Source organism: Chloroflexus islandicus (assembly GCF_001650695.1).
Classification (GTDB): Bacteria; Chloroflexota; Chloroflexia; order Chloroflexales; family Chloroflexaceae; genus Chloroflexus; species Chloroflexus islandicus.
This window is the reverse complement of sequence record NZ_LWQS01000030.1, coordinates 83,101-109,966: the sequence shown is the minus strand read 5'-3', so window position 1 is coordinate 109,966 and position 26,866 is coordinate 83,101. Positions and strand designations below refer to the sequence as shown.

The following is a 26,866-nucleotide window of genomic DNA, read 5'->3' as shown; positions in this document are numbered from 1 at the left end:
CCTGCCCGTCTGTTGCGAAGCGAGGCATACGGCAGCTACGCCGCCGTATGCCATATCATCTTGTTTACGGCACAATCACCGCCCGCCCGGCAATCCGCCGGTTCTTGAAGTCGTCGATCGCTTGATTGATCTGATCCAGCCGGTATTGCTGGCCGTGCAGCTTGACCCGCCCTTCGGCATTCAGTTCCATCAGTTCAACCAGTTCGACGTAGTTGCCGACAAGGCTGCCCTCGATCGCGATTTCGGTGATGATCATGTGAACGGTGGGCACATGCACCGCGCCGCCGTAGCCGACCACATAATGGGTGCCGCCTTGGCGCAGCATCTGCCACGAGACCTGCTCGGCCCCCAATTCACCCACGAAGTCGATCACCACATGCGCCCCGCCGCGCGTCAGATCTTTCACCTCTTGCACAATCGTGTCGCCGCCGTCGAGCACGTAGTGCGCACCGAGATCGCGGGCTAGCTTGCGGGCCGCTTCTGACCGGTCAACCGCGATAATCCGCGCCCCGCACAGTTCACGCACCGATTGCAGCGCGATGTGGCCAAGGCCGCCAACGCCGAGAATGACGCAATATTGGCCGGGGGTGAGCTTGCGGGCCGCTTTCTTGGCGACCCGGTAGGCGGTAATGCCGGCATCGGCCAGCGGCGCGACCTCGACCGGCGCTACGTTGGGGTTGAGCTTGATCAGCGCCCGTTCGTTGGTCAGCATGTACTCGGCAAAGCCGCCATCGCAGTTGAGGCCGGGAAAGCTGCCGTGCTCGCAGTACATGTCCTCACCGCGCCGGCAACCGAGACAGACGCCGCACGAACGCAACGGATGGCAGATCACCGGATCGCCGACTTTGACCGAGGTGACGCCGGGGCCGACCTCTTCCACCCAACCCGCATTCTCGTGGCCGAGGATGTAGGGCAGCAAGGTGCGTTGCGGGTCTTGGATGTCTTTCCACACCCCTTCGATAATGTGCAGATCGGTGCGGCATAGGCCCGCCGCGCCGACGCGCACAATCACTTCGCCGGGTTTGGTAATCTTGGGCAGCGGCACATCGTCGAGTTGGAGCTGGACGTTGAGATGTTCATCGTACTCGTGCAGACGAGCAGCGCGCATAGGTTTGTCCTCTCTATCCAATCATCAGGCGGTCGCCAACGCTCGAATAGTCGTGTTGCCGTTCGGGGAAGAACTGCGCGCGCAACAAGCCTTCACACAGACTAGTGTTGAAGGCGATGTTGAGGCGGGCCGAGCGCGAGTAGCGTAGGTAGGCGGCCAATTCCGCTTCAGCGATCGGTTGCCCGTCAACGGTCGTGAAGAGCGGTGTATCTGCGCTCACCGGAAGCTGCAAGCGCCGGCGTTTGTGCAGGTAACGGAGCAGATCGGCAGCCGCTAGCGGCACCCACTGTAGTGGCGTCGTTTGCAGGAAAAGATCGTCGCCTTGCACCATCACATCGCTGATCCGCAGCGCCAAGATCGCGCTATCGGCCAAACCGGCTTGGCGCATCCGGCGGATCAAGACATCTTGCCGGGCCAGAAAACCCTTGACAGTGAAGGTGTGGCGCAATGCTTCCAGATCAGCGTTCTGATCGACATCGGCGGGGAAGGTCTCGGCAAAGCTGCGCCCGGCATTGACACCCCGGTTGATCTCGTCTTCGAGGCAGTTGTTGCGGACGATCACCGTCACCTGTGTGACCCCCGGCACCCGCCCGACTTCATCACGAATGTCTTGCGACATCATAAAGACGAAATTGGGCGCACACCAAAAGGTAGGGACAGTGTAGGTAACGGTGACGTGCCCGTCAGCGATTTGCACCTCGTTGACAAAGCCCAATTCGGTGATCGGCGTGTCGAGTTCGGGATCATAGACCTCGTTCAGCGCGCGATTGATCTCGGCAAGGGTCGGCATCGGCAATTCCTTTCAGACGGTAGCCGGCGCGGCGCCGTCGAGCACAACCGGCATATTCCGCAACTGCTCCTTCTTCGCTGCCACGTCAATCCCGTAGAGGCGAGCCGCATTCAGGCCGAGAATCTTCTCTTTGGTCTCCATCGTCAGCTTGACGCCAAACTCGGCCTCAAGGTCTTCCGGCAGCTCAAAGGCCATAAACTTCTCAACCAGCCAACCCGGCGTCCACAGCGCGTAATCGCTGGCGAAGGTCAACTTGTCGGGGCCGAGCCAGTAGAGCAGGTTTGCCATCACTTCGGCGAAATAGCGCGGACGGGAATGGATAAAGGGCAGGGCCACGGCCAGACCGCCCCAGACATTCGTCTCTTGGGTCGCGATCCAGCAGAAGTCTTCGAGGCGCGGCAGGCCGCAATGCTCGATGATAAAGGTGAGGCCGGGGAAGTCGGTGGCCGCATAGTCAACATCGGCCACATCGAACGAGTCGCGGTCGAGCGGCCAGATGGTCGGCCCTTTGTGAATATGAATATTGGTGATGCCGAGCTTTTCGCACTCTTCAAAGAAGCGGTAGGCTTCGGGGGTATTCAGCTTCCACCCCCGCGAGCCGTTATGCCACTCGGCGGTATACAGCTTGACGCCTTGAATGCCGTATTGTTGCTTGGCTTGGCGCAACGCATTCAGGCCGAGCGGGCCGTCTTCGCCGTGGCGCGGGTCAAACGAGCCATTGAGAATGACACGCTCCGGGAAGGCTTCTTTGAGCTGGGCATTGCGCTCGATCGGGTTGAAACCGGTGTGGTAGAACTCGAACAGATTGGTCGATTGCAAGATGCACATATCGACATAGCCCTCGACAAAGAGGTCGCGAGCCATATCTTCGACCGAATAGCGCTCGTAGTGTTCGAGCGTCCACACCTTATCGGGCGGCGAGAGATTCTTATGGTAAGCGTAGAAACAGTCGATCCAACCCTTGCCCAACTTGCCGCGCTGATTCTCCGGGCTAGCGTCCCACAGATGGGTATGGGCATCAATGACGAAGATCTCGCGGCCATCAGCAGTGCGGTACATACACTCCTCCTGTCTCCGATGACATGCCGGTCACCACCATCGTGACGGTTGATTGGCTGCATGTGGGGTTGAGAGCATCGTAACAGGAGAAGGGCGGGGGCGCGGTGAAAAAGCGGTGAAAAAACCGGCGGCCTACAATTCGAGCAGGATCCGCAGCGCATCATCCACTTTCCGCAATGTCGCAGCCGAGACAGTTCCCCATGGGCGCGGGCCAAGCCGATCTTTCGCGATTGAGCGGATAGCGTCGCACAAGATAAAACTGCGCGCCACGACGCCGCCTTCTGGCGGATCAATCGGAATGTGCAGCGGAATGCGGCGATCAGTGCGAGTAAGGGGTAGAACGAGCACCAATCCAGCCGGCCCGTGGTTGAACAGATTGGTTGAGACAATTAATACGGGCCGTTGGCCTGCTTGCTCGTGACCACGAGTCGGATTCAGATCAGCCAGCCAGATTTCGCCGCGATGTGGCAAGAGTATGGTCATACGCGATCCGCTAAGCCATCAGCAATGGTTTGATCCCACACTGCCCGTTCGCGTTCCAATTCAGCCCATTGCGCCGGATCGGTGCGCAATGCTGCATAGGCCGCATTGGTTGCGGCAAGCAACTGTTGGCGGCGATAGTGTTCAAGCGCCGCTTCAAGCACAGCTTGCATCGAAACCCCACGCTGCTGAGCGAGATCACGAAGCAAGGCATGAGTTGCGGACGAAATACGAATAGTTGTCGTAGACATGGCAACACATCCCTCTACATTCTTGTTTACTGATCTATCTACACTGTAGCATTGCTGGCGCTTCTTGTCAATGCAGCGCGTCACTTTCGACCCAACTGGTTGCGCGGTGAAAAAGCGGTGAAAAAACCGGCGGCATGAGTAGACGGGTGCGGGTGCGGCATGGTATAACCAGAGTATCCACGCTGGCATCAAACGCACTGGCGCAGGGAGGCGCTATGAGCGAAGCACCGCTGCACATTGCCGCTCCGGGAGACCTTGAGACGCTGGTTTGGCGGATGGCTGCGTTGCGCGAGCAATTCCTCGCCAGCGGCGAGGTTGATCTCTCGCCGATGCGCGCGGTGATCCGCGATTCGTGGCAGCGTTGCCGGACGCTGGCGGTCAATGCCGAGGTGCAGCTCGCCCGCTTTGCCACGGCCAGCGATCGGCAATTGGCCGAGCTCCGTGAGCGGCACACCACCTTGTTGCGCGCAGCGAGCCCGATCCTCGCCCGGCTGCGGGTCACGCTCGGCGATGCCGGGTATGTGATTGCACTCAGTGACGCCGAAGGCACCTTGCTGGACGTGGACGGCGATCCGCACTGCCGCCGGCGGCTGGCGCGCAAAGGGTTGCTGCCCGGCAGCAACTGGAGCGAAGCGGTGGCCGGCACCAACGCGATCGGGGTCGCGCTGGCAACCGGACGGGTGGTGCAATTGGTGGGGGCCGAACACTACTGTAGCGGCTGGCAAGATGTCACCTGCACCGCCGCGCCGGTCATTCATCCTGATGACGGCAAGCTGATCGGCGTGCTCGATATTACCGGCGATTACCGCTTGGCGCGGCCATTCCTCACCGGCGTACTCGCGGCTGCCGCCGCCGAAGTGCAGCGCCGCTACCGCTTGGAATGGGCCAGACAACCGGCCCGCCCCCCGCGCACCTTCCCCGGCTGGACGCCACCCAGCGCGAGCGAGACCCACGCTCAGACGGCGGCTGCCCGGCCTGATCGCGCCACCCGGCTCGCGGCGGCGATGCGCGCCATCAGCAACGCCTTTGATCCGCTGTACACGCCGGCGGTGATCACCGAACAGATGGGCCGCCTGCTCGACGCCACTGGGGTGGCGTTGGTTGAAGGCGCATCGATTGATCGCCCGCAAGCCTATTTCTGGACTGTACCGGGAGAAGCGGGAGAGCAGGCGCTGGCACTCTTGCAAACGGCGGTGCGTGATCCGGTCGCGTTAGCATGGCGTTCGTGCCCCGAACCGTTTGTTCACATGCCGCATCTGCTACCACAACTGGCCGGATTTCCACTCCATGATATTGGCGGGGTCATACTGGTGACGCGCCCGGCCCAAGCATGGCCGGCGACGGAGCAACAATGCGGCGCAACGTTAGCGGCGCACGGCGCGGCAATGCTGCGCTACGCCCGGCTCTACACCGACTTGCAAGCCTATGCCGCCCAAACCGAGGTCATGAACTCGCTGGTCTTTTTCCTCAGCACCCTGCTCGATCCGGTACGGCAACTTGACGCGGTTGTCCAACGCATCCTTGCCCTCACCCGGCTCGATGCCGGCTTGATCGCACTGAAAGAAGACCAGCGCCTCACCGTTGCCGGCCCGCCGCCAAGCGCCATCGATCAGGCGCAGATGTCAGCCCTGATCGAGACCGTCTTCGCCACCGGCCAGCCGGTGTGGCTCTGCCGGCGCCACGCCGCACCCGAACCACTGCCGTGGCCGTTAGCCGATTTTTGCGATCTGGTGGCGCTGCCGCTGGTAGTGAATGCCACTAGCGCCGGCGTGCTGGTAATCGGCAGCCGCGCACACCGCCATATCAGCGGCGAAGATTTGAGCTTGCTGCTCACCATCGCGCAACAATTGGGGTTGGCGCTGAGCAATGCGCGCCTGCGACAAATGGCAAGCGAGAACGAAGCCTTGCGGCAAGCCAACCAGCTCAAGAGCGCCTTTCTGGCCAGCGTCTCGCACGATCTGCGCTCGCCGCTGACCGCCATCCGCGCCTCAGTTGAGGATCTGCTCGACCGCCAGCACGCCGTTTCAGTGACCGAAAACCGGGCCTTGCTGTGCAATATCGCTCGCGAAACCGCCCGCCTCAGCCGGTTTGTCGATCAACTGCTCGATCTGTCGCGGATCGAAGCCGGCGCCTTGCCGATTGACCGCGAGTGGGTTGAGCTGGCGGTACTGGTGAAGGATGTGGTGACGAGTTTCGGCCAGCACGATCCGGCGTGCCGCATCGAAACCTTCATCTCGCCCACCTTGCCGCTGCTCTACATTGATCCGATCTTATTGACGCAAGTGCTGTGGAATCTGATCGAAAACGCGCACAACTATGGCCCGCCGGCGGGGCCGATCGCGGTGGAAGCCTTCTGCACCAGCACCCAATTGGTAATCAGCGTCAGCGATCGCGGGCCGGGGATTCCGCCAGCCGAGCGGCAGCGCATCTTTGAACGGTTTTACCGGCTCGAACGCGACCGGCGCAGCCACCGCAGCGGCAGCGGGCTTGGGTTGGCGATCTGCCACGGCATCGTCACCGCTCATGGCGGCAAGATTTGGGTTGACGACCGGCCGGGAGGCGGGAGCGTGTTCCGGATCGTGTTACCGCTGGTGAACGACGAACCGCCAGCGTGGCTGGGTGAGGACAGGCCAGCATGAAACAGCGCATTCTGATTGTCGATGATGATCCGGGGATTGTCGCCGCGATCACGCCAGCGCTGCGGGCGCAAGGCTACGAGGTAGCCGCTGCGCACGACGGCGAGCTGGCGCTGGCGGCGTTCCGGCAGGTAGAACCGCATCTGGTGCTGCTCGATCTGGTGATGCCGAAATTGGGCGGGATTGGCGTCTGCCAGCAGATTCGCCAGCAGAGCGCAACGCCGATCATCGTCGTGAGTGTCAAAGGCGCGGAAGCCGATATTGTCACTGCGCTCGACAACGGGGCCGATGATTATCTGGTCAAACCCTTCCGGCTGAGCGAATTGCTGGCCCGGATTCGGGCCGTGTTACGGCGCGGCCGCACCCCGCAGCCGCTGATCGAATGCGCCGATCTGGTGATCGACACCACCCGGCGGATCGTCTTGCGGCAAGGCCAACCGGTGAGCTTAACCCCGATCGAATACGCCGTGCTGGCCGAACTAGTGGCGCACCGCAACGGCGTGGTCACAGCGCGCCAAATTGTGCAGCGGGTGTGGGGGCCGCAATACGCCGACGCAACCGATTACGTCAAAGGCGTCATCCGGCGGCTGCGGGTCAAACTCGAACCCGATCCCGCCCACCCGCGCTACATCATCACCGAACCGCACGTCGGCTACCGGTTCAACGACGCCTCCGGCGCGGTATCGTCGCCGTCGTGACGGTAGGGACATTGCGCTGCAATGTCCCTACGAGGTCGTCTTTTGCGCTAGCAACATGTGCAAGGCCGAATGGTCAAGGTCGCCGTACCCGCCGGCGACCAACGTCTCGTAACGGGTGATGGTATCGCGCAGGTGGGGCAGATCGATCTCCGCCGCCGCCGCCATCGCCGCCGCCATGCGCAGATCCTTGAGCTGCGTCGTCACTTTGCCGCCGGGGATGTAGCGCCGGGCCGCCATGCGCGCGCCGTGGATCTGCAACACCTTCGAGTCGGCAAAGCCGCCGGCCAGCGCGGCGCGGAGCAGCGCCGGATCGAGGCCATACGCCTCGGCCAGCGCCGTCGCTTCGGCGACCGCTTGGATCGTTAGCCCAACGATCAACTGGTTAATCACTTTGGCCGTGTGGCCGGCCCCAGCCGGGCCAACGTGGGTCGGGCGGCCCAACGCGCTCAAGATCGGCCATGCCCGCGCCACGTCCGCCTCGGCGCCACCAACCATAATTGCCAGCGTACCCGCCGCCGCCCCTTCCGGGCCGCCCGACACCGGCGCATCCACCCAGCCAATCCCGCGCGCCGCCAACGCCGCCGCATGCGCTGGCGAACGGAGCGGATCGGAGCTGCCCATATCGATCACCAACTGGCCGGCCCACAACAGCGGATCGAGCCGCGCGAGCATGTCGTCAACCGCTGCCGAATCGCTCAGCATCAGGATGAGCGTCTCGGCTTGCGCGGCCTCGGCCAGCGTCGCCGCGAGCGGAATCCCGGCGGTGAGGGCGGGATCGAGCGGTGAGCGATTCCAGCCGATCACCGGCCAGCCGGCGGCCAGCAAGGTGCGGGCCATGGGCCGGCCCATCAAGCCAAGACCAAGCAACGCCACTGTCATTGGGTCACCCCCGGCGCCATCGTGCGCTCCATTAACCGGCGCAAGCGCACGGTCGGATGGTTCGTTTCGTAAGCGACATCATCCCAGCGCACGACGGCCCCAGCCGGAATCGGGCGCAGAGTGCGGATGCCGTGAGCGAGACCGATCGGCAACGCGCCGGCAGCCACCGAATCCGCCGCCGGCATCAGCTTGCCGTAGACGGTATAGCCCCCCTCGCCATCGAGCGCCTCGCCCTCGGCGAGATCACGCTTGGCGACCGCTACCACATCACCCAAAAACGCCTGCGGGCAACCGGTCGCCTCATGGCGCAAGCCCACCCGCAACACCGAGATCGGCAACTCAAGGCCGATCAAGTGGTAAGGCCGGTAGAGCGCACTGTAGACGCCGCTCGAATCGGTGACGAGACCATATTCGGCAAAACAACGCCGCACGTAGTCGTCGGGCGCGGCAAAGACCACATAGACGCCCCAGCGCAGATCGCGGAAGACCGGACGGCCATCGCGTTCGAGCGACGAGACCACCTCGACGGTGCCGGCGTGGGTGAGTTGACCACCCGCCTCACGCGGACGCAAGACGTGGGGCAAATCATCGACCCCGCACGGCGGGAAGGCAAGGCCGTGCGGCTGCGGGGGCAGATGGCAGGCATTCGCCACCGCCGCCATCTCGATCGCCGATTTGGTGCCGTCGAGGAAGGAATTGAACATCTGCGGATTCATGCCGCCAGCCGCCGCTTGCTCGGCGCTCAAGCCGTAATACTGCCAGACCGTCTCTGGCGTGCTGTGGTGGTAATGAGGCAGATAGCGGGTGCCTTTGCCGGCGCAAACCACCTCGAAGCCACAAGCCCGCGCCCACTCCACCTGTTCGGCGATCAGGGCCGGCTGATCGCCGTAGGCCAGCGAATAGACCACCCCGGCCTCGGCGGCGCGGCGAGCGAGCAAGGGGCCCACCAGCGCATCGGCTTCGACATTCACCATCACAATGTGGCGGCGGTGCTCGATTGCAAGCAAACAATGCGCCACTCCCGCCGCCGGCGCGCCGGTCGCCTCTACAATCACATCGAGGCCATCGGCAGCGATCAAGGCCGCCGCATCATCACCCACGTATGTCGCGCCAGTCTTCAGCGCATCGGCCAGCGACGCGGCTGCGTACTGTTCGGCAGGCCAGCCAGCGCGCGCCAACGCCGCCCGCGCCCGATCGGGCGCCAGATCGGCCACCCCCAGCACGTGCAACCCGGCCACCCGGCGGGCCTGCGCCAAAAACATCGTGCCAAACTTCCCGGCCCCGATCAAGCCCACCCGCAACGGGCGACCCTCGGCCACCCGGCGGGCCAGCAGCGCGAGCAGATCATTCATATCGCTTCTCCTCATTCATGACAGCAGCGCAGGAAAAAGAGACCGGCGGAAATGAACCATCTCCCCCACATCCCTACTCCCTATTCCCCCCCTCCCAAAAACTCATCGGCGTGTCATATTGTACCCGATCAGATTGTGGTACACTGCCAGTATGCAACACCAACTTGCGCAACAGCTCCGCCAACTCAGCGCCCAACGCTGGCGCCAGCACGCAATCGAAACGCTGGTGCGCGTTGTCAGCGCCGGCTTCATCATCGCCTGTATTGGCGCCATCTTGCCCGTGTTGGGCCTCCCGTCACTACCGCCGGCACTCCTCGGCTGGATCATTGCCGGCAGCGCCGTGATTGGCGGTATGCAGGCGCTGCTTTTCCGCTTAACGCCCCCGATCGCGGCCCGGCGGCTCGATCGCCGGTTTCAGTTGCAGGAGCAATTGAGTACCGCGCTGGAATTGAACGGCGCGCCAAGCGGGGTCGCGGCCCAACTCGCGCAGCAAGCCCTAGAGAGTACCAACCGCATTCAACATTATGTCAAACGAACCCGGCGACCGCTCTGGCCGGATGCGTTCATGTTGGGTGCGTTACTGCTAGTACTGGCCGGCTTGCAGGCGCTGGTCAGTCCACCGATCCCGCCGGTCGGCAGCGCCGAGCCGTTGCCGGCCTTAAACCAGCCCGATCCAGTGGTCGAAGCGCCCTCACCAGAGCCGCCACCCCCCGCCGGGGAGCCAATCGCTGCCAGCGGGACTGATCCGGGAGTGCTGTCGGCACTGGCCGATGCGTTGCGCGATCAGAGCATCACCCGCCCGGCGGCTGAGGCGTTGGATCGGGGTGACATCAGCGGCGCGGCTGATGCGTTGCGCGAACTGGCCGATCAGATGGGCGAGATTTCGCCGGCAGCGCGGGAAGCGATCGCTGAAGCGTTGCGCGAAGCGGCGCGCGAAATAGCGCAGGCGCGGCCCGATCTAGCCGATCAGATGCGGGCCACGGCTGACGCGCTGCAATTCGGCGATGCGCTGGCCGGCGCTGCTGGAGTTGAGGCACTGGCTGATGCGCTTGAACGCCAACCAGCCGCGCCGGTGGCTGATGGCGGCGGCGGCGGGGCCGGCAATGCTCCCGGCAGCCAGCGCCGCGAGCAAGCGTTTAGCCCGCTCGGCACCGATGGCAGGCCGTTCGAGCTCGAAAGCAGCGGTGATGGCCAAGTGCCGGCTGAGGGGACGAGCACGGGCCAACCCGGCAGCAACCAACCGGGTGGATTGTCGATCCGGTCGAGCGGCGGCAGCGCCAGCGGCCCTGTGCAAGCCGCCGACGATCCGCTACGCATTCCCACGGATGTACGCGATGTGGTTCGCAACTATTTTTCGCCGTAAACTGGCTGCCACCGAGCCGCCGCTGTTTGACGAAGCCTTCTTGCGCCGGCTCGAACGGCTGAGTCTGCAAGCGCAGCGCACGCTGCGCGGCACGCCGATCGTGGGCCAACACCCCAGCCGCCAGCAGATGCCGGCTACCATTTTCAACGACCATCGCCCCTACGTGCATGGCGACGACCCGCGCTATCTCGATTGGCATGCCTACGCCCGCCAAGAGCACCTGCTGGTGCGGTTGGGCGAGATCGAGCAAGAGGTGGCGGTGAGCGTGCTCGTTGACACGTCGCGCAGCATGGTGACGGGCGAACCGGCCCGGCTGCGGTTGGCGATCCAACTAGCCGGCGCGATCGGGTATCTGGCATTGGCGCACGGCGATCAAGTCACGGTCGTAGCCGGCGCGCCAGCAACGCCGGTCTTTGGGCCGGCCCGCGGCAAAGCGCTGGCAGTGGGATTGTTTCGCAGCCTGCGCGCACTGGCGCCGGGCCACCAGACCGATTTAGCGCAGGCGGCGCAGCAAGTGGCACAGCGACGGCCACAAGGCGGGTTAGCGTTGGTGATCTCCGATCTCCTAACCCCGATGCCCATCGAAACGATTGCCCAGTATCTACCGGCCCCACGCTGGCAAGTTATGGCGCTGCACCTGCTGAGCCCAGCCGAAGTCGCGCCCAACCTGCACGGCCCGCTCGAGCTGGTCGATAGCGAGACTGGTGAACGGCTGGCGCTCGATCTCGACGACGAGACGCTGGCGTCATACCGGGCAGCGGCGCAAGCATGGCGGGCCGCGCTAGCCCAGCGTTGCGCCGCCAGCGGGATCGCCTACGCGCCAGTGATGGTGGATTGGCCGCTCGAACGGCAAATCATCCCGTTTTTGCGGATGCGCCGGTTTTTGGGGTAGGGAGGTGCTGGCCCTCACCCGGCGGGGGAGGGGCTAAGGCCAACACGCAAAGACGCAGAGGGCGCAAAGAGGCGCAAAGGTGCAGGGAATTGCAGGATCTTTTGCTCGTCCTTCACCCGCTGCATTCCCTGCGCCCCAACATAAGCCCCCACCCCAGCCCTCCCCCTCCGGGGGAGGGAGGGGTACATTTCAGCGGGGAGCGGGTGTGCGGTTGTCATTGCGAGCGCAGCGCAGCGGAGCGAAGCAATCTCCTGCGAGCACGGGAGTGGTGCGCTCAGCCACCCATTCTGCCAAAGGGGGAGATTGCTTCGGTCGGGCGGTACCTAGCTTTGCTAGGTGCCGCCACTCCCTCGCAATGACAAACGGAGAGCAGCGGTGCGCAATGATAACTGAAGAGCGGGGGTGCTAGCCCCTCCCCCAGCGGGGGAGGGGTTGGGGGTGGGGGCCAGCATCGACTGTGCTCGCGGGAGATCGCTTCGCCGCCATCCGGCGGCTCGCAATGACGAATGGAGAGTGGCGGCGCTTGCCCCGCACCCTAGCGGGTTCAAGGGCGGACAGAACGCATGAGCGTAGATATGGTTGAAGGCGTTGCGATGCGCTGGTTTTTCCTCACCCCCCGGCCCCCGCTCCCACCTGACGGCGGGAGCGGGGGAGCCGCGGAGTGGGAGAGACAGGCACTGCTCGCGCGGAAGGGAGCAGCGCCCCTCTCCCGCGTTGCGGGAGAGGGGACGGGGGTGAGGGTGAACTGGCCCCTCGCCCAGCCATCAACCGCTGTCATTGCGAGCGCAGCGCAGCAATCTCCTCCGAGCACGGGAGTGGTGCGCTCAGTCACCCATTCCGCCAAAGGGGGAGATTGCTTCGGTCGGGCGGTACCTAGCTTTGCTAGGCGCCGCCACTCCCTCGCAATGACAAACGGAGAGCAGCGGTGCGCAATGATAACTGAAGAGCGGGGATGCTAGCCCCTCCCCCAGCGGGGGAGGGGTTGGGGGTGGGGGCCAGCATCGACCGTGCTCGCGGGAGATTGCTTTACCGCCGTCCGGCGGCTCGTAATGACAAATGGAGAGCGGCGGTGCGCAATGATCATAGGAGAGCGCTTACCTCGCTCCCAGCGGGTTCAAGGGTAGACAGAACGCATGAGCGTAGATATAGTTGAAGGCTTTGCGATGCGCTGGTTTTCCCTCACCCCCCGGCCCCCTCTCCCACCTGACGGCGGGAGAGGAGGAGCCGCCGATTGGGAGAGACAGGCACTGCTCGCGCGGAAGGCAGCAGCGCCCCTCTCCCGCGTTGCGGGAGAGGGGACGGGGGTGAGGGTGAACTGGCCCCTCGCCCAGCCATCAACCGCTGTCATTGCGAGCGCAGCGCAGCAATCTCCTCCGAGCACGGGAGTGGTGCGCTCAGTCACCCATTCCGCCAAAGGGGGAGATTGCTTCGGTCGGGCGGTACCTAGCTTTGCTAGGCGCCGCCACTCCCTCGCAATGACAAACGGAGAGCAGCGGTGCGCAATGATAACTGAAGAGCGGGGATGCTAGCCCCTCCCCCAGCGGGGGAGGGGTTGGGGGTGGGGGCCAGCATCGACCGTGCTCGCGGGAGATTGCTTTACCGCCGTCCGGCGGCTCGTAATGACAAATGGAGAGCGGCGGTGCGCAATGATCATAGGAGAGCGCTTACCTCGCTCCCAGCGGGTTCAAGGGTAGACAGAACGCATGAGCGTAGATATAGTTGAAGGCTTTGCGATGCGCTGGTTTTCCCTCACCCCCCGGCCCCCTCTCCCACCTGACGGCGGGAGAGGAGGAGCCGCCGATTGGGAGAGACAGGCACTGCTCGCGCGGAAGGCAGCAGCGCCCCTCTCCCGCGTTGCGGGAGAGGGGACGGGGGTGAGGGTTAATATATTGATCTCAGGAAACCTATGACATTACTCGCCCCGCTAGGATTACTCGCCCTACTGGCGCTGCCGGTGATCGTCATACTGCACTTGTGGCAAGCGCGCCGGCGGCGCACAGTCGTGCCTTCGCTCTTGATCTGGCAACAGATCCCGCCTCGTCCGGCGGCCCGCCGTCGCCGGCGGCTGCGGTGGACGCTGTTGCTGGCGTTGCACCTGTTGGCAGCGTTGCTGATCGGGTTGGCCTTGGCCCAACCCCAATTCTCCTTGCCGTGGCTGGGTTCAGCACGCACGACCGCAATCCTGATCGATACCTCTACCAGTATGGCAATGCGCGAAGGCGGCAATACCCGGCTCGAACGCGCGCGCCAGCACGCCGCAACGTTCATTCGGCAGATGCGCGGCGCCGATCAGGTCGTGCTGATCAGCGCCGGGCCGCAAGCGCGCCTGATTGACCGCGGCGGCAGCGCCGATGCGGCCCGTTTATTGGCGGCGGTCGAGCAGATCACGATCGAAGGCGCCGGCAGTGATGTCACCGGCGCGCTGACCATCGCTGAAACGTTTCTGCTCGACCAACCCGGCGCGCGGGTGGTCTGGTTGACCGACGGCGCTGTACCGCAACCCGATCTCACCACTTTGCGACTGCCGGTGCAGATCGAAGTACTCGGCACGGCCCAACCGAACCGCGCTGTCGTCACCCTTGCTGCGCGAACGGGCAACGCCGGCGCGGTGCATGTCTACGCCCGGCTGGCGAACCACGGCAATCAACCGTTCCGCGGCAATGTGCGGTTGCTGGTTGACGAACAGCTCAGCCGCACTGAACCGGTCAACATCCGCCCCAACGCAGCCTTGGAATTGGCATGGACATTACCCGGCCCGGCGCAACAGATCCGGTTGGAATTGAACGGCAACGACGGCTTGCCGCTCGACGATGCGGCGGTGGTGAATGTCAGCGGCCAGCGCCCGATCAACGTTGTACTGGTTGCTGACGACGCGCCGGCGTTGGTGCGGGCCTTGCAGGCGATGCCGGAAGTGTCGTTGACTACCGTTGATCCGGCGGCGTTTGTGCCCGATCCCGCTGCCGATCTGACGATCTTTGTGAACACGCAACCTCGGCGCTGGCTGGCAGGAGCGATGCTGATCATCAATCCTCCACCCGGCGAGTTACTCCCCAGCAACGGCCTCACGCCTGCTGGAACAACGCTCACCCTCACCCCGGCCGGTGAAGCATTGTTGCGCGATGTCAATCTAGGCGGGATCGCGTGGGGGCGCATTGCCGCGATCGATCCGCCAGCGTGGTTAACCCCGCTCGCACTAAGTGATGGTATTCCGCTCATTCTGCGCGGGCGATTCGAGCGCAGCGAGGTAGCGGTGTGGAACTTCGATCTCGCAAACAATCCGCTCACAACGCGGTTAGCCTTTCCGCTGCTGGTTGCCCGCACCGTGCGCGACCTGACCCCGCCTCCCACGCCGGCGGCAGTAACACTCGGCGCACCGTTGATTTACCAAGCCGATATTCGAGCCACGCAATTGGCAGTGATTGACCCCAGCGGCAACCAAACGACGCTCGCCGTCCAACCAGCCATTCCGGCGACGATCGAGCCAAACCAAGCCGGTCTCTACCGCGTGCAAGAGTGGGCCGGCGACCAACTCTTGCGCGAAACGCAGCTCCCGGTGAATGCCGGCGCCATCGGCGAAACTGATCCAACGCCGCGCGTTGCCAGCGCCGCCATCGGCGCAGCGCCGGCCCAGACGCCGGTCACCCGCGCTGCGACACCGCAACCGTTGTGGTCGTGGCTCATCATTGGCGCGATCATCGTTTTGATTGGCGAATGGCTGTACATCCAACGCTGGCCCCCAGCGGAGGCGCGATGATGTGGCAATCTCCTCATCTATTCTGGCTCTTGCTGGCGTTGCCGGCATTGGTGTTGATCTGGCGGCGAGCAGGCCGGCGCTTGCCATGGCTGGTCGTCGGGATCAGAATGCTGATCATCGCGCTGCTGATCAGCGCATTGGCCGATCCGGTCTGGCGGCAGGCTGGCGCACCAGCCGCCGGCCCGCTGCTTGTGCTCTACGATCAGTCGGCGAGCCTCACCGCGGAGGGGCAGGCGGCCATCCGCGCCGAGGCGCAAGCTATTGCCGATGCCGCCGGCCCGGCCACGCGCTTGCTAGCGTTTGGCGCCAATGTGGTGGCTGGCGGAGATCGGTTGCCCGATAGCGCCGGCAGCGATCTCACCGCGGCGTTACGGATGGCGCGCCAACTGTTGCCTTCCGGCGGCAGAGTGATTGTAATCAGCGACGGGCAGGATACCGGCGGCAATGTTTTAGCTGAAGCGCACCGCGCCGTGCAGGCCGGCATCCAGATCGATGTGCGTTACGTTGCCCCACCCAATCTACCGGAAGTTGCCATCACCCGGCTCGACCTGCCGGCCTTGCTCCGCAGCGGTGAGGTATTTGAACTCACCATCACAACCGCCTACCGCGCTCTAAACAGCGCCGAACCGCTCGCCGCCCGGCTGCGGGTATGGGCTGGCGAGCAACTGCTCGGCGAAGAACCGATCGTTATTCCACCCGACCAGCACCAGTTTACCATCACCCATACCGCCGGCGAACCGGGAATCGTGCGTCTCCGCGCGGAAGTGATCCCGGCGGGCAACGACACCTTCACCGCCAACAACACTGCCGCGGCGACGGCGCTGGTGATACCGCCGCCTACGATCCTACTGGTTGAAGGCTATCGCGATGGCGGCGCTGTGCTCGCCGCAACCCTGCGCCAGTCGGGTATGCTCGTGGAACGCCTGCCGGCAGCCGCATTGCCGGCCAATCTCGACCAGCTCGCCGCCTATGACGGCATTGTGCTGGTGGATGTGCCGGCCAGCCAGTTGTCGTTCGAGCAGATGGTTGCCTTGCGCGAAATCGTGCGCAGCGAAGGCAAGGGGCTAACGGTGCTCGGCGGCAACCAGTCGTTCACCCTCGGCGGCTACGCCGAGACACCGCTGGCCGAGGCGCTGCCGCTGGCGATGACGCCGCCGCCGCGCCCGCAACGCGCGCCGGTATCGCTCTTGCTGATCATCGACCGCTCGGCCAGCATGAGCGCCGCGTTTGGCGTGAGTAAATTTGACATGGCCAAAGAAGCGGCCATCCTTGCCCTTACCGCGCTGCAACCAGACGACCGGATCGGGGTGCTGGCCTTCGACACCGACACCTTGTGGACAGTGCCATTCCAAGCGGTAGGGGAAGGCGCGAACGTTGCCGCCTTGCAAACGCAAATCGCGACCATGCCGCTCGGCGGCGGCACCAACATCGAACGGTCACTGGCAGTCGGGTTGCCGGCGCTGGCCGCCGAGCCGCACAGCGCGCGCCACGCCGTCTTGTTAACCGACGGGCGCAGTTACTTTAATAACTATCCGCGTTATCAGCAATTGATCGAGACTGCCCGCGCCGCGCAGATCACCCTTTCCACCATCGCAATTGGGCTGGACGCCGACACCGAGCTGCTCGAACAATTGGCGCAATGGGGCAATGGACGTTACTATTTTGTGGCTGACGCCGCCGACTTGCCGCGCATCACCCTGCAAGAGAGTGAAATTGCCGGCGCTGAACTCACGGTAGAACAACCGGTACCGGTCTTGCTCAAGCAACCGCATCCGTTAGTGCGCAACCTCGATCCACGCGCGCTGCCGACCCTTGACGGCTATATCGCGCTGCAACCGCGTCCTGAAGCTACCATCGTGCTCGAAAGCCCGGCCGACGATCCATTGCTGGCGGTCTGGCAATATGGCTTGGGTCGCAGCGTGGCATGGACGGCCAGCGCTGCTGCACCGTGGGCTACGACGTGGCCGGGATGGCCCGAATACGACCGGTTCTGGAGCCAGATCGTGCGCTATACGCTGCCCACACCCGATAGCGGGCCGTTGCAGGTGCGGGTGGAACCAACGGCTGCCGGCGCGCGGCTGGTGGTTGCAGCGCAAACCGCGGGAGGAGCGCCGATCGATTTGGCGCAAGCCAGCGCGCGCGTCACCCTGCCCGACGGCAGCGAACAGAGCGTTAGTTTGTCGCAGATCGCGCCGGGCACGTATGCGCGTGAACTGGCCTTGGCCACAATTGGGCCGTACCAGATCACCGTTGCCTTGTTCGCCGGCGGGCAGACGCTACAGCGCAGCATCGGCTACGTGTTGCCGCCGCCGGCTGAATATACGCTTACCGATCCAGCGCAGGGAGAAGCCCTCTTGCAACAGATCGCCGCCATCACCGGCGGCAGTCTGGAACCGGCGCTGGCCGAGACCTCTCCGCTGCCAGTTTCATCCACCGTCACCTCACTCTGGCCGCTGCTGGCAGGGCTCGCCTTGGCGCTCTGGCTGGTGGAAATTGCGCTGCGGCGGAACCGATTCGCGTTATGAAACGTAAGCCTTGCTATGATCCCAGCTATCGACACCATTATCACGACTGCCATTCACGAACGCATCTTCCCCGGCGCGGTCGTTTTGGTCACACAGGACGATCGCCTCATCCACACCGCCGCCTACGGCACGACTATGTACGACGATCCCGGCTCGAAGCCGGTGACGCTCGATACCATCTACGATCTCGCCTCGCTGACCAAAGTCTTCACCGCGACCGCGGCGCTGCGCTTGCACGACGCCGGCATGCTGCCGCTTGACCGGCCCGTGCAATACTGGCTACCGGAGCTACAGGCCGGCGGTATCACTGTGCGCCACCTGCTCAGCCATCAGAGCGGGTTAGCCGTGCAAATGGCGCCGCTGGCCCGCGCCGGCGTCTATGCGATCCGGCAAGCGGTCTATACGGCAACACCCAAGCACCCACCCGGCAGCGTAACCGAATACGCCAACCTCAACACCTTCCTGCTCGGCGAGCTGGTGGCGACGATCTACGGCGGCCCGCTTGACCAAGCGATCAGCGAGATCGTCAGTGCGCCGCTCGGCATGGAAGCGACCCGTTTCCGCCCGCCAGCGGAATGGCAGCCACGCATTGCCCCCACCGAGTGGGACGAGGCATGGCGCGGCGGTCTCGTCCACGGCGTCACCCACGACGAGAGCGCCTACGCGCTCGGCGGCGTCGCTGGCCATGCCGGCATGTTCGGCGTCGCCAGCGAAACGCTGCGCCTTGTACACCTCTTCTTGCGCGAAGGGGTATGGGAAGGCCAGCAACTTGTGCGCGCAGAAACCGCGCGCACCGCGCTAACACCGCAAACCGAGCGCGCCGGGCAACCGGTCAGCGGGTTGGGATGGATGCTCCGGCGACCATATCTGGGGCCAGCCATCACGACCGGTTTTGGCCATAGCGGGTTTACCGGCCCAATCATGGTTGGGATTCCGGACAAACAACTCGCCATCGTCGTGTTGTGCAACCGCACCTACCCGCGCCGCACCCCACCGCCATACCGGCATCATACAGTGGTGGCAGCAGTCATCCAAGCGGTCTTGCAAGCGACCGCCAGCTAACCCTTGTGTAGAGTGCGGCAGCCACCCTGCCGCAACATACCTACTACCCATGCTTGGCGACGCTCACGCGGCCTACTCTCGTGTGGAGTGCGGCAGTCAAACTGCCGCACATACCTATGGATCGCAGAATTGCTATAATACAAGCAGAGCCTTGCAATATCGCACACGGAGGCATTGAGATGAGCCGCAAACGCTACCAACAATGGTTTCGCATCTTGAGCGCAGTGATCATCGGCATCCTCGTGCTGGCGCTGGTGGTGACGGCCATTGTGCCATATTAATGCGGAAAGGATTGCCCACATGCCCTACACCATGCTCTACGATGGCAACTGCCGGATGTGCCGCCAACAAGCCGAGTGGGTCGCGGCGTATGACGAGCAGCGCCAAATCGAATTGCTTGACGCTAACAGCCCGGCTGCCCGCGAGCGGTTTCCGCAGATCAGCCACGAGGAAGCGATGGGGCAACTGCACGTCGTTGGGCCGGACGGAACAATTTACCGCGGAGCGGAAGCGGTGCGCGAACTCTTGTTGCGGCTGCCGGCTTTGCGCGGGTTGGGGGAATTGATGCGATTGCCCGGCGCGCTGATGGTGGCCGGGCCAATCTACGACTTTGTCGCCCGCAACCGCTACCTCTTTGGCGGCAACCCCGCCTGCGACGACGGATCGTGCCGGCGGGCATAGTTCCGCCAGAGCAAGGTCGTTGCTACCCACCCAACGGCGCCGCAAAACCAGCAACGACGCAAAGACTTGTAACGCAAAGATCGCAAAGGCTTGTAACGCAAAGGCGCGAAGATCGCAGAGGGCGCAAAGGGATTTTAGGGGAATAGCCCATTTGATTGATTACAACGGTTGATCGCTGTGCGATGCCTCAAAGCCCGATGCTGCGCTCCCCATCACCCCTCCCCCAGCGGGGGAGGGGCAAGGGGTGGGGTATCAGCCCGCGCAGCGAGCTTCGTACCTCTCGCCCGGCCCTTCAGGGCCGGGGTTAGAATCCCTCCCCCAGCGGGGGGGGGTTGGGGTGGGGGCAATTGGCCGTTGGCACCCGCTCAGGCATGCTTTGCGCTGAAGCAGGAGATTGCTTCGGGCGCTTCGCGCCCTCGCAATGACATGAAGAAAGCGGATGATGGTGCTTGACCCATCGAACGACTCCCTCCCCCAGCAGCACTCAGGCGCGAACAGAACACATGAGCGTAGATATGGTTGATAGCTTTGAGATGCACCGTTTCGCCCTCACCCCCGGCCCTTCTCCCGCCGTCAGGTGGGAGAAGGGCCGGGGGGATGAGGGCCAGCAGCCCGCGCAGCGAGCTTCGTACCTCTCGCCCGGCCCTTCAGGGCCGGGGTTAGAATCCCTCCCCCAGCGGGGGGGGGTTGGGGTGGGGCAAAGGCGCGATTGTTGCGGGCGCTCCGCGCACTCGCACTGACATACAGCCGCTTACGCCAATTCTACCGGATACCGCTTGCGGAGCCGGTCGAACCGAAACGGGGCAATATCGTACTGCGTTGCGCCTTGCAGGGCCAGATCGGCGACAATCTCGCCGATTAACGGGGCGAACTTAAAGCCGTGGCCGGCGCAGGGAACGGCAATAATGATTTGGCTATATTCAGGATGACGATCAATCAGGAAGTCGCCATCAGGCGTATGGGTATAGCGACACGTCTCGGCGCGTACCAGCCGGGTCGCGAAGCCGGGCAGCGTCTGTTCGAGCCGGCGCGCGATCCGTTCATTCTCAGCCGGATCGGGGAGTGGCGGCGGTTCGTAGGGGTTATGCACCAGCGGGCCAACACCGTGGCGCTCAGCCTTCACCCCTTCACCGAGATCGGGGAAACAGACAAGCGGTGGTTCAGTGCCATTGTCGTGATCGATCACCACCGGCAGATAGCCGACTTTGCTCAACACCCGGTCACGCGGCAGAAAACAAGCGGTTTGCTCGCGGGTGACAAGCAATGGAAATGACACGCCGAGACTGCGCAACAGCACCGGCGTATACGAGCCGGCTGCAATCACCACCCGCTGCGCCCGGTAGGTAGCCCCGGCAGCATCAACCCGCACGCCTGCCCCATCCGGCACAATCCGATCGACCCGCACCCCCACTGCAATGGCAGCGCCATAACGGCGCGCCTGTTCGATGAATGTCGCCACACAGCGCGAAGCCGGCAACACCCCGCCATCAGGCTGGTACAAACCCATGGTCTGATCAGCGATCGAGAGCTGGGGAAAGCGGGCGCGCAGTTCAGGCGCCGATACCTGCTCGAACGTCACCCCGGCAGCCGCCAAATTGGCGGCGCATGCTCGCAGATGTGGCAGGCCGGCTAGGCCAAGATCGAGCGCCCCAGTCTTGATGAGCAGGCGTTGGCCAGCATCGGCTTCGAGATCAGACCAAGCCTGCCGGGAGGCGATGGCCAGTTGCGTATAGTGCAGTTGGGGATAGGCATAGCTGATCAAACGCGACAACCCGTGCGAACTCCCGCGCGCATGCCCGATGGCAAACTGTTCGAGCAGCAGCACCCGCCGTCCGCGCCGGGCGAGCGCATACGCTGTCGCCGCGCCCATCACCCCGCCGCCTACAATCAACACTTCGAGCATACGCATAACGCGCCTCGCTTCGCGGAGCTGCTAGTTGTCTATTTGAATCATACCACCTTGCGTTACAGGGGGTGTCATAGCACGCCGGGTCGGCGAGCCAGCTTACTCGCGGCGGTCTTCGCGCCAGCGAAAGACAAACTGCTTATCGCCGGGCCGATCGCGGCGGAAGCGCCACAGGCGGGTCGGGCGACCGCGCCCCTCGCGCATATAGGGGGTCTCTTCGAGGATGCCGGCCTCTTTGATTTTGCGGTAGAAGTTGCCTTTATCGAGCTTCTCACCCAGAATTTGCTCGTAAATGTGCTTTAATTCAAGGATCGAGAAGAGTTCGGGCAATAATTGGAATGCCAGTGTCGTATATTCGAGCTTCGAGCGCAAGCGCGAGAGGGCATAAGCCAGAATCTGGTCATGATCGAAGGCCAGCGGCGCCGGCACATGATCGACCGGAAACCAGCGCACATCGCTATTCTCATCGCTGGCGCGGATCGTCTGGGCATCGGCGCGCACCAACGCGATGTAGGCGACGCTGATCACGCGGTGGCGCGGATCGCGTTGGACATCGCCGAAGGTATACAGTTGTTCGAGGTACACATCGCGCACCCCGGTCTCTTCTTCGAGCTCGCGCCGCGCCGCCTCTTCCAACGACTCATCGAGCCGGATGAACCCCCCCGGAATCGCCCAGCGCCCCTCGAATGGCCAGCGTTTGCGTTGCACCAATAACACATGCAAGGTGCGATTGATCAAGCTGAAGATGACGACATCAACCGTTACTGCCGGTAATTGGTATTTGCTGACATCGTAGAGAGCTGGGCGTTCATCCTGCATGATCGAGCCTCTCTTCCGGTTACGATTTAGTGTTATTTATACACTAAAATAACCGCTATGTCAAGTCATCGCTGCGGCTGCTGCGCCGAGCAAGCCGGCTTTTGGCTCAAGGATGACATGCACCGGCACGTGGGCCAGCAGGTCGCTAAAGCGACCTTTATCGCGGAAGATCTGCAAGAAGCGTTCGCGTTTGATCAACGAGAGCACCCGTGGCGGTAAGCCGCCACCGATATACACCCCGCCGGTCGCCAACACCTTCAACGCCAAATTACCGGCTTCGGCGGCGAGAATATCCACAAATAACTCGAGCGCCGTGCGCGCCACCAGACACATCCCGTCGGTTGCCATCCCCGCCTGTACAATGATCGGCGTCGGATCAGTTGCGGCGGCCAGTTGTTCAGCAACCGCCGGCGTTTCGCGCTGGAGTAGCCGATCGCGCACGAAGGCGTACAGATTCGGGATGCCGATCCCCGAACAGACACGCTCGTAGCTGACGTGGCTGAAACGTTGGTGGAGATAATCGAGCAGGTCTTTTTCCACCTGATTGCGGGGCGCAAAGGTTGTATGCCCGCCTTCAGAGGGGTGCGGACGGTAGCGCGTGCCATCCCACGTCAGGAACGCCTCACCCAAGCCGGTGCCCGGCGCAATCACGCCAATCGCGCCACCGGCTACCGGTGCGCCGGGGGTGAGGGTCGCGAGATCGTCGGGCTCAAGGATCGGCACCGCCTGCGCGATAGCCTCAAGGTCGTTGAGCAAGCGAACCGGCGCGCCTCCCAGTGCGCTGCTCAACTCAGCGGCATCGATCGTCCACGTGAGATTGGTAATGGTGGCCCGTCCGGCCACCACGGGGCCAGCAACGCCGAAAGCGGCGCCGGCGATCGCCGCCGGGTGTTGGGCCAGAAACTCGGCAATGATCGCCTGCAGACTCGGATAGCGAGCGCTGGGAAAGGTTTGCTCGACCAGCGGATGGTGCGGCCCGGCAGATTGATCGAACAAGGCAAGGATGGTTTTGGTGCCGCCAATATCGCCGGCTAGATACATACATCACCTGTCAACGAATTGAGGATAACGGTCACAACAACACAAGCGAGCGGTTTTTAGCGCACCGGCGGCGCTTCGGCCAGCGCGGCGCGCAAGGCGGCAATGGCGTCAGGGATCGGCTGCGGACCAAACACTGCCGAACCAACCACAGCCACGGTCGCACCCGCAGCGGCGCAGGCAGCGATCGTCGATGGATGCACCCCGCCGTCAACCATAATCTCGACTGGCCGATCGCCTACCAGCGCGGCTAATCGTTGCACTTTGCCTAACACCGAGGGAATCAGGGTTTGGCCGCCAAAACCGGGATTCACTGTCATGAGCAAGATCAACTCGACCTGATCGATCATCTCTTCGATCATGCTGAGCGGCGTCGCCGGATTAATAGCCACACCCGCCTTCTTGCCCAGATCGTGGATCATCTGCACGGCTCGATGCACATGCGGCGTAGCTTCGGCATGAACCGTGATCAGGTCGGCCCCGGCAGCGGCGAAATCGGCCACATACCGCTCTGGCTCGACGATCATCAGATGCGTATCGAGCATCGCACCGTAGCGATCGGCCAGCGGGCGCAAGGCGCGCACCACCAGCGGGCCAAAGCTAATATTCGGCACAAACCGGCCATCCATCACATCGAGGTGGATCCAATCAATGCCTGCGTCACAGGCCGCAGCAATTTGTTCACCCAAGCGGGTAAAGTCAGCGGTGAGAATTGAAGGCGCCAGCCGCATATCATGCATCCAACGTATTCACAAGACCAACGGCTTGGTCAGCAGCACGTTAACTTTCCCCATAGATCACTGAGACACTACCAACGCAGTTCGCGCATTCTTTCCTAGCTTCTGTTACGGTGAGCCGCCGCAAGGCGGCGCGACAATCCCCTCAGTGAGCGCGATAACCCATCTGCAAGGAACCAAGCTGCCATTCGGTTCAAGAACGCGAGAACGCCATCGTATGTCGCTACAGTACCGCGCTATTGTACCGCATCTTAGCGCGTGAGATGGCGCACACCTGAAGCGCCGGCGACAAAGAGATCGGTCGCCAAACCGACAAACAGACCGTGCTCGACGATGCCGGCCCGCGCCGCCAGCCGCGCCGCCAGCGCCGCCGGGTCAGTAATCGGGCCGCAGGCCCAATCGAGGATCAGGTTGCCTTGATCGGTGCGAAAGGGTTGGCCATCGGTGCGCACACGGAGACGCACACTGCCGCCTTGCGCTTCGAGCCAGCGCGCCGTTGCCCGATAACCAAAATCAACCACCTCAATCGGGAGGTAAAAGCGTGTCCCTAGTGCCGGCGAGAGCTTGCTTTCATCAACGATAATCGCCACCCGGCGGCTGGCCTGCGCCACCATCTTCTCGCGTAACAAAGCGCCGCCGCCGCCCTTGATCAGCGCCATCTGCGGATCAACCTCATCAGCGCCGTCAATCGTCAGATCGACCGCATTCACCTCATCAAGCGTGGTAAGCGGGATGCCCATCTCACGGGCCAGCGTCGCCGTCCCTTCAGCGCACGGCACTCCCACAATATCGCGCAACGCGCCACTGGCCAATCGCTCGCCGATCAGGCGCGTAGCATGCGCCGCTGTGCTGCCGAACCCCAACCCGATCACCATCCCCGGCTGCACGAGCGCAACCGCCGCCGCCGCCGCCATTGCTTTCAGGGTTTCGACGGAAGTCATTGTCGCACCTTGCTGTCAAACGATTCTTGCTCAAAGCGGCTGTGTGACTGCCGCACGCCATAGGCTGATGGCGGCAGTGTGACTGCCACACGCCATACCTTGCACTTGTACCTACACGATTCGCCCCAACCACGCAGCCCGCATTTGCACTTGCTGCGCCGTTGGTGCCGCCACCGGCACCAGCGATAGCATATCATACGGCGCGACGGCCAATATCACCGGCACTTCAATCAACGCATCGCCACGGAAGAGCGTCAACCGTACCGTATCGCCGGGTCGCCGTTCGAGCAGGCGCTGGTTGAGCCGCTCTTCATTGACCCGCCAGCCGTCAATCGCGATCAGCTCGTCATCGGCATACACCCCCGCCTCGTATGCCGGGCCGTCACTCCGCACCGCAGCCACCAGCGTGCGTTCACCTTGCTTCCGCCAATTGACCCCCAACCACGCCGGCGGTTGCCCGTCTGGCCGCGGACGCCGGTGCTGCCAGCGCGGTTCGAGGCCCACCACGGCCAGCGCCGCCGCATAGTCGAGTTCTTCAACCCCGGTCACATATCGCTCGTACAACTCGCGCAGGCCGCCATCAGCGCCGCCGATCGCCTCGATGGCCGCCAGTACCGCTCCCTCTTCGGGAATACCCGGCCCCTCAATCGGGTAACGTTGGTAGAGATAGCGCATCACATCGTCGAAACTCCGCTCGCCATTGGTGCGCGCGCGGATCGCCATATCAAACATCCAGCAGACGAGCGCCCCCTTCAGATAGTACGAGATGCTGGTATTGATGCTATTTTCGTCAGGCCGGTAGAACTTGATCCACGCATCAAAACTGCTCTGCTCCAGACTTTGCAGACGGCGACCGGGTTGGCTCTGCAATTGCACGATCTCATCGGCCAATTTTTGCAGATACCGCTCTTCACTCATCAGGCCGGCTCGCACCAGCAGCAGATCGTCGTAATAGCTGGTCGCTCCCTCCATCAACCAGAGCAGGCGGGTATAGTTCTCGTTTTGATAATCGAACGGGCCAAGCGGCGCTGGACGCAACCGCTTCACATTCCACGCATGAAACAGCTCGTGCGAGGTCAGGCTCAGATAGCGTTCATACTGATCGGCGAACGTCCAGCGATCAACCATATTGGTTGCGCTGTTGCGATGTTCAAGCCCGCCGCCGCGCCCATCGGTCAGATGGAGAATGAAGGTGTAATCGCGGTACGGCAACCCGCCAAACATCGCCCGCTGCACCTCGACGATTCGCTGCGTATCGGCAAGCAAGCGCGCTTCATCTTCGTTCCCGCGTCCCCAGATCGCAATCCGGTGCGGCACGCCATCAACCGTGAATGACAACAGCCGGTGGGTGCCGCACTCAACCGGGCAATCCACCAGCTCATCGTAATCGGCGGCCTGAAACGATGCGCGGTGCGGGTAAGCGGGATCAGGTGGCAGCGGCGTCAAGCCGGTCGTCACCTGCCAACCGGACGGCGGATCGACGTGCAGTATCAGCGGCTCGCGGGTATGGCCGTGAACGTACATCAAGACGTTCGCGCCGTTGAAATAGCCGTGGGTGCCATCAAGATGGCTGGTGCGCACCGTCAGATCAAACGCATAGACCTTATACGAGACGACCACGCCCGTCGCCGGGCCTGCCGCCACCAACCAACCATCTTTACGAACTTTACGCCACGGCAATGGTCGCCCCTCGCCGTCAGCAGCCTGAAATTCTTGCACGTGACGGGCAAATTCACGGATCATATACGAACCGGGAGTCCACGCCGGCAATGACAACTGCACATCGCCAGTTTCGGCGCGCGCAATTTCGATCCGCACATGAAACAAATGCGAATGAGGGGCTGGCATTGAGATAGTGTAGGTGATCATGATCGTTCCTCAAAGACAATGCCGTT

Annotated in this window: 20 protein-coding genes and 1 pseudogene; 8 read left to right on the top strand and 13 right to left on the bottom strand. The window is 63.2% G+C overall.

Annotated elements, in window-relative coordinates:
• Positions 1-64: 64 nt before the first annotated feature.
• From A6A03_RS01390 to A6A03_RS01370, 5 genes are all read right to left on the bottom strand, one after another.
• Positions 65-1,108, bottom strand: coding sequence for an NAD(P)-dependent alcohol dehydrogenase (locus tag A6A03_RS01390; RefSeq protein WP_066782852.1), 1,044 nt, complete (start codon positions 1,106-1,108; stop codon positions 65-67).
• Positions 1,109-1,121: 13 nt separating this feature from the next.
• Positions 1,122-1,898 carry a metal-sulfur cluster assembly factor gene (locus A6A03_RS01385; protein WP_066782850.1) on the bottom strand — a complete coding sequence of 259 codons (777 nt, stop codon included), beginning with the start codon at positions 1,896-1,898 and terminating at the stop codon, positions 1,122-1,124.
• Positions 1,899-1,910: 12 nt separating this feature from the next.
• A complete protein-coding gene (locus A6A03_RS01380; RefSeq protein WP_066782848.1) occupies positions 1,911-2,957 on the bottom strand; it encodes an amidohydrolase family protein in 1,047 nt (348 codons plus the stop codon).
• Positions 2,958-3,089: 132 nt separating this feature from the next.
• Positions 3,090-3,440 (bottom strand): type II toxin-antitoxin system PemK/MazF family toxin, encoded by a 351-nt coding sequence (locus A6A03_RS01375; protein WP_066782846.1) that lies wholly within the window; start codon positions 3,438-3,440, stop codon positions 3,090-3,092.
• Complete coding sequence (locus A6A03_RS01370; RefSeq protein ID WP_066782844.1) at positions 3,437-3,688, bottom strand: ribbon-helix-helix protein, CopG family; 252 nt, start codon at positions 3,686-3,688, stop codon at positions 3,437-3,439. Before A6A03_RS01370 ends, A6A03_RS01375 begins: the two co-directional genes overlap by 4 nt.
• A gap of 215 nt (positions 3,689-3,903) precedes the next feature.
• On the opposite strand from A6A03_RS01370, the gene A6A03_RS01365 reads away from it, so the two are divergent.
• A complete protein-coding gene (locus A6A03_RS01365; protein ID WP_245668752.1) occupies positions 3,904-6,327 on the top strand; it encodes an ATP-binding protein in 2,424 nt (807 codons plus the stop codon).
• Positions 6,324-7,022, top strand: a complete 699-nt coding sequence (locus tag A6A03_RS01360) for a response regulator transcription factor (RefSeq protein WP_066782842.1) — start codon at positions 6,324-6,326, stop codon at positions 7,020-7,022. Before A6A03_RS01365 ends, A6A03_RS01360 begins: the two co-directional genes overlap by 4 nt.
• Before the next feature lie 27 nt (positions 7,023-7,049).
• Here the strand turns inward: A6A03_RS01360 and A6A03_RS01355 are convergent, their stop codons facing one another.
• The gene (locus A6A03_RS01355; RefSeq protein ID WP_066782840.1) at positions 7,050-7,901 is read right to left on the bottom strand and encodes an NAD(P)-dependent oxidoreductase; all 852 of its coding nucleotides are present in this window, start codon (positions 7,899-7,901) and stop codon (positions 7,050-7,052) included.
• Complete coding sequence (locus A6A03_RS01350; protein WP_066782838.1) at positions 7,898-9,253, bottom strand: NAD(P)H-dependent oxidoreductase; 1,356 nt, start codon at positions 9,251-9,253, stop codon at positions 7,898-7,900. Before A6A03_RS01350 ends, A6A03_RS01355 begins: the two co-directional genes overlap by 4 nt.
• A gap of 151 nt (positions 9,254-9,404) precedes the next feature.
• On the opposite strand from A6A03_RS01350, the gene A6A03_RS01345 reads away from it, so the two are divergent.
• The 6 genes from A6A03_RS01345 to A6A03_RS01315 all read left to right on the top strand — a co-directional run bounded on the left by A6A03_RS01345 (position 9,405) and on the right by A6A03_RS01315 (position 19,530).
• Entirely contained in the window at positions 9,405-10,616 is a 1,212-nt protein-coding gene (locus A6A03_RS01345; protein ID WP_066782837.1) for a hypothetical protein, read from the top strand.
• Positions 10,588-11,508 (top strand): DUF58 domain-containing protein, encoded by a 921-nt coding sequence (locus A6A03_RS01340; protein ID WP_066782836.1) that lies wholly within the window; start codon positions 10,588-10,590, stop codon positions 11,506-11,508. The genes A6A03_RS01345 and A6A03_RS01340 overlap by 29 nt, the downstream gene beginning before the upstream one ends.
• A gap of 1,906 nt (positions 11,509-13,414) precedes the next feature.
• A complete protein-coding gene (locus A6A03_RS01330; RefSeq protein WP_066782832.1) occupies positions 13,415-15,262 on the top strand; it encodes a vWA domain-containing protein in 1,848 nt (615 codons plus the stop codon).
• Entirely contained in the window at positions 15,259-17,787 is a 2,529-nt protein-coding gene (locus A6A03_RS01325) for a VWA domain-containing protein (RefSeq protein WP_066782830.1), read from the top strand. Before A6A03_RS01330 ends, A6A03_RS01325 begins: the two co-directional genes overlap by 4 nt.
• Before the next feature lie 15 nt (positions 17,788-17,802).
• The gene (locus A6A03_RS01320; protein ID WP_066782828.1) at positions 17,803-18,849 is read left to right on the top strand and encodes a serine hydrolase domain-containing protein; all 1,047 of its coding nucleotides are present in this window, start codon (positions 17,803-17,805) and stop codon (positions 18,847-18,849) included.
• Positions 18,850-19,149: 300 nt separating this feature from the next.
• Positions 19,150-19,530 carry a thiol-disulfide oxidoreductase DCC family protein gene (locus A6A03_RS01315; RefSeq protein ID WP_066782826.1) on the top strand — a complete coding sequence of 127 codons (381 nt, stop codon included), beginning with the start codon at positions 19,150-19,152 and terminating at the stop codon, positions 19,528-19,530.
• Between the two features lie 751 nt (positions 19,531-20,281).
• On the opposite strand, the gene solA is transcribed toward A6A03_RS01315, so the two are convergent.
• From solA to A6A03_RS01285, 6 genes and pseudogenes are all read right to left on the bottom strand, one after another.
• Positions 20,282-21,439 carry an N-methyl-L-tryptophan oxidase gene (solA, locus tag A6A03_RS01310; protein ID WP_076798203.1) on the bottom strand — a complete coding sequence of 386 codons (1,158 nt, stop codon included), beginning with the start codon at positions 21,437-21,439 and terminating at the stop codon, positions 20,282-20,284.
• 96 nt (positions 21,440-21,535) lie between these two features.
• The gene (locus tag A6A03_RS01305; protein WP_066782821.1) at positions 21,536-22,255 is read right to left on the bottom strand and encodes an NUDIX hydrolase; all 720 of its coding nucleotides are present in this window, start codon (positions 22,253-22,255) and stop codon (positions 21,536-21,538) included.
• Between the two features lie 60 nt (positions 22,256-22,315).
• Entirely contained in the window at positions 22,316-23,296 is a 981-nt protein-coding gene (gene glk, locus A6A03_RS01300) for a glucokinase (RefSeq protein ID WP_066782819.1), read from the bottom strand.
• A 56-nt stretch (positions 23,297-23,352) separates the two neighbouring features.
• Positions 23,353-24,024, bottom strand: a complete 672-nt coding sequence (gene rpe, locus A6A03_RS01295; protein ID WP_066782817.1) for a ribulose-phosphate 3-epimerase — start codon at positions 24,022-24,024, stop codon at positions 23,353-23,355.
• Between the two features lie 240 nt (positions 24,025-24,264).
• Positions 24,265-24,971, bottom strand: a pseudogene (gene rpiA / locus A6A03_RS01290) (ribose-5-phosphate isomerase RpiA); the annotation flags it as partial.
• 111 nt (positions 24,972-25,082) lie between these two features.
• Positions 25,083-26,840 (bottom strand): M61 family metallopeptidase, encoded by a 1,758-nt coding sequence (locus A6A03_RS01285; protein WP_066782812.1) that lies wholly within the window; start codon positions 26,838-26,840, stop codon positions 25,083-25,085.
• Positions 26,841-26,866 lie beyond the last annotated feature (26 nt).

Excerpts from the sequence above, each read along its gene's own strand:
- A6A03_RS01390 (WP_066782852.1), bottom strand. The coding sequence starts at position 1,108 with ATGCGCGCTGCTCGTCTGCACGAGTACGATGAACATCTCAACGTCCAG.
- A6A03_RS01385 (WP_066782850.1), bottom strand. The coding sequence starts at position 1,898 with ATGCCGACCCTTGCCGAGATCAATCGCGCGCTGAACGAGGTCTATGAT.
- A6A03_RS01380 (WP_066782848.1), bottom strand. The coding sequence starts at position 2,957 with ATGTACCGCACTGCTGATGGCCGCGAGATCTTCGTCATTGATGCCCAT.
- A6A03_RS01375 (WP_066782846.1), bottom strand. The coding sequence starts at position 3,440 with ATGACCATACTCTTGCCACATCGCGGCGAAATCTGGCTGGCTGATCTG.
- A6A03_RS01370 (WP_066782844.1), bottom strand. The coding sequence starts at position 3,688 with ATGTCTACGACAACTATTCGTATTTCGTCCGCAACTCATGCCTTGCTT.
- A6A03_RS01365 (WP_245668752.1), top strand. The coding sequence starts at position 3,904 with ATGAGCGAAGCACCGCTGCACATTGCCGCTCCGGGAGACCTTGAGACG.
- A6A03_RS01360 (WP_066782842.1), top strand. The coding sequence starts at position 6,324 with ATGAAACAGCGCATTCTGATTGTCGATGATGATCCGGGGATTGTCGCC.
- A6A03_RS01355 (WP_066782840.1), bottom strand. The coding sequence starts at position 7,901 with ATGACAGTGGCGTTGCTTGGTCTTGGCTTGATGGGCCGGCCCATGGCC.
- A6A03_RS01350 (WP_066782838.1), bottom strand. The coding sequence starts at position 9,253 with ATGAATGATCTGCTCGCGCTGCTGGCCCGCCGGGTGGCCGAGGGTCGC.
- A6A03_RS01345 (WP_066782837.1), top strand. The coding sequence starts at position 9,405 with ATGCAACACCAACTTGCGCAACAGCTCCGCCAACTCAGCGCCCAACGC.
- A6A03_RS01340 (WP_066782836.1), top strand. The coding sequence starts at position 10,588 with ATGTGGTTCGCAACTATTTTTCGCCGTAAACTGGCTGCCACCGAGCCG.
- A6A03_RS01330 (WP_066782832.1), top strand. The coding sequence starts at position 13,415 with ATGACATTACTCGCCCCGCTAGGATTACTCGCCCTACTGGCGCTGCCG.
- A6A03_RS01325 (WP_066782830.1), top strand. The coding sequence starts at position 15,259 with ATGATGTGGCAATCTCCTCATCTATTCTGGCTCTTGCTGGCGTTGCCG.
- A6A03_RS01320 (WP_066782828.1), top strand. The coding sequence starts at position 17,803 with ATGATCCCAGCTATCGACACCATTATCACGACTGCCATTCACGAACGC.
- A6A03_RS01315 (WP_066782826.1), top strand. The coding sequence starts at position 19,150 with ATGCCCTACACCATGCTCTACGATGGCAACTGCCGGATGTGCCGCCAA.
- solA (WP_076798203.1), bottom strand. The coding sequence starts at position 21,439 with ATGCGTATGCTCGAAGTGTTGATTGTAGGCGGCGGGGTGATGGGCGCG.
- A6A03_RS01305 (WP_066782821.1), bottom strand. The coding sequence starts at position 22,255 with ATGCAGGATGAACGCCCAGCTCTCTACGATGTCAGCAAATACCAATTA.
- glk (WP_066782819.1), bottom strand. The coding sequence starts at position 23,296 with ATGTATCTAGCCGGCGATATTGGCGGCACCAAAACCATCCTTGCCTTG.
- rpe (WP_066782817.1), bottom strand. The coding sequence starts at position 24,024 with ATGCGGCTGGCGCCTTCAATTCTCACCGCTGACTTTACCCGCTTGGGT.
- A6A03_RS01285 (WP_066782812.1), bottom strand. The coding sequence starts at position 26,840 with ATGATCACCTACACTATCTCAATGCCAGCCCCTCATTCGCATTTGTTT.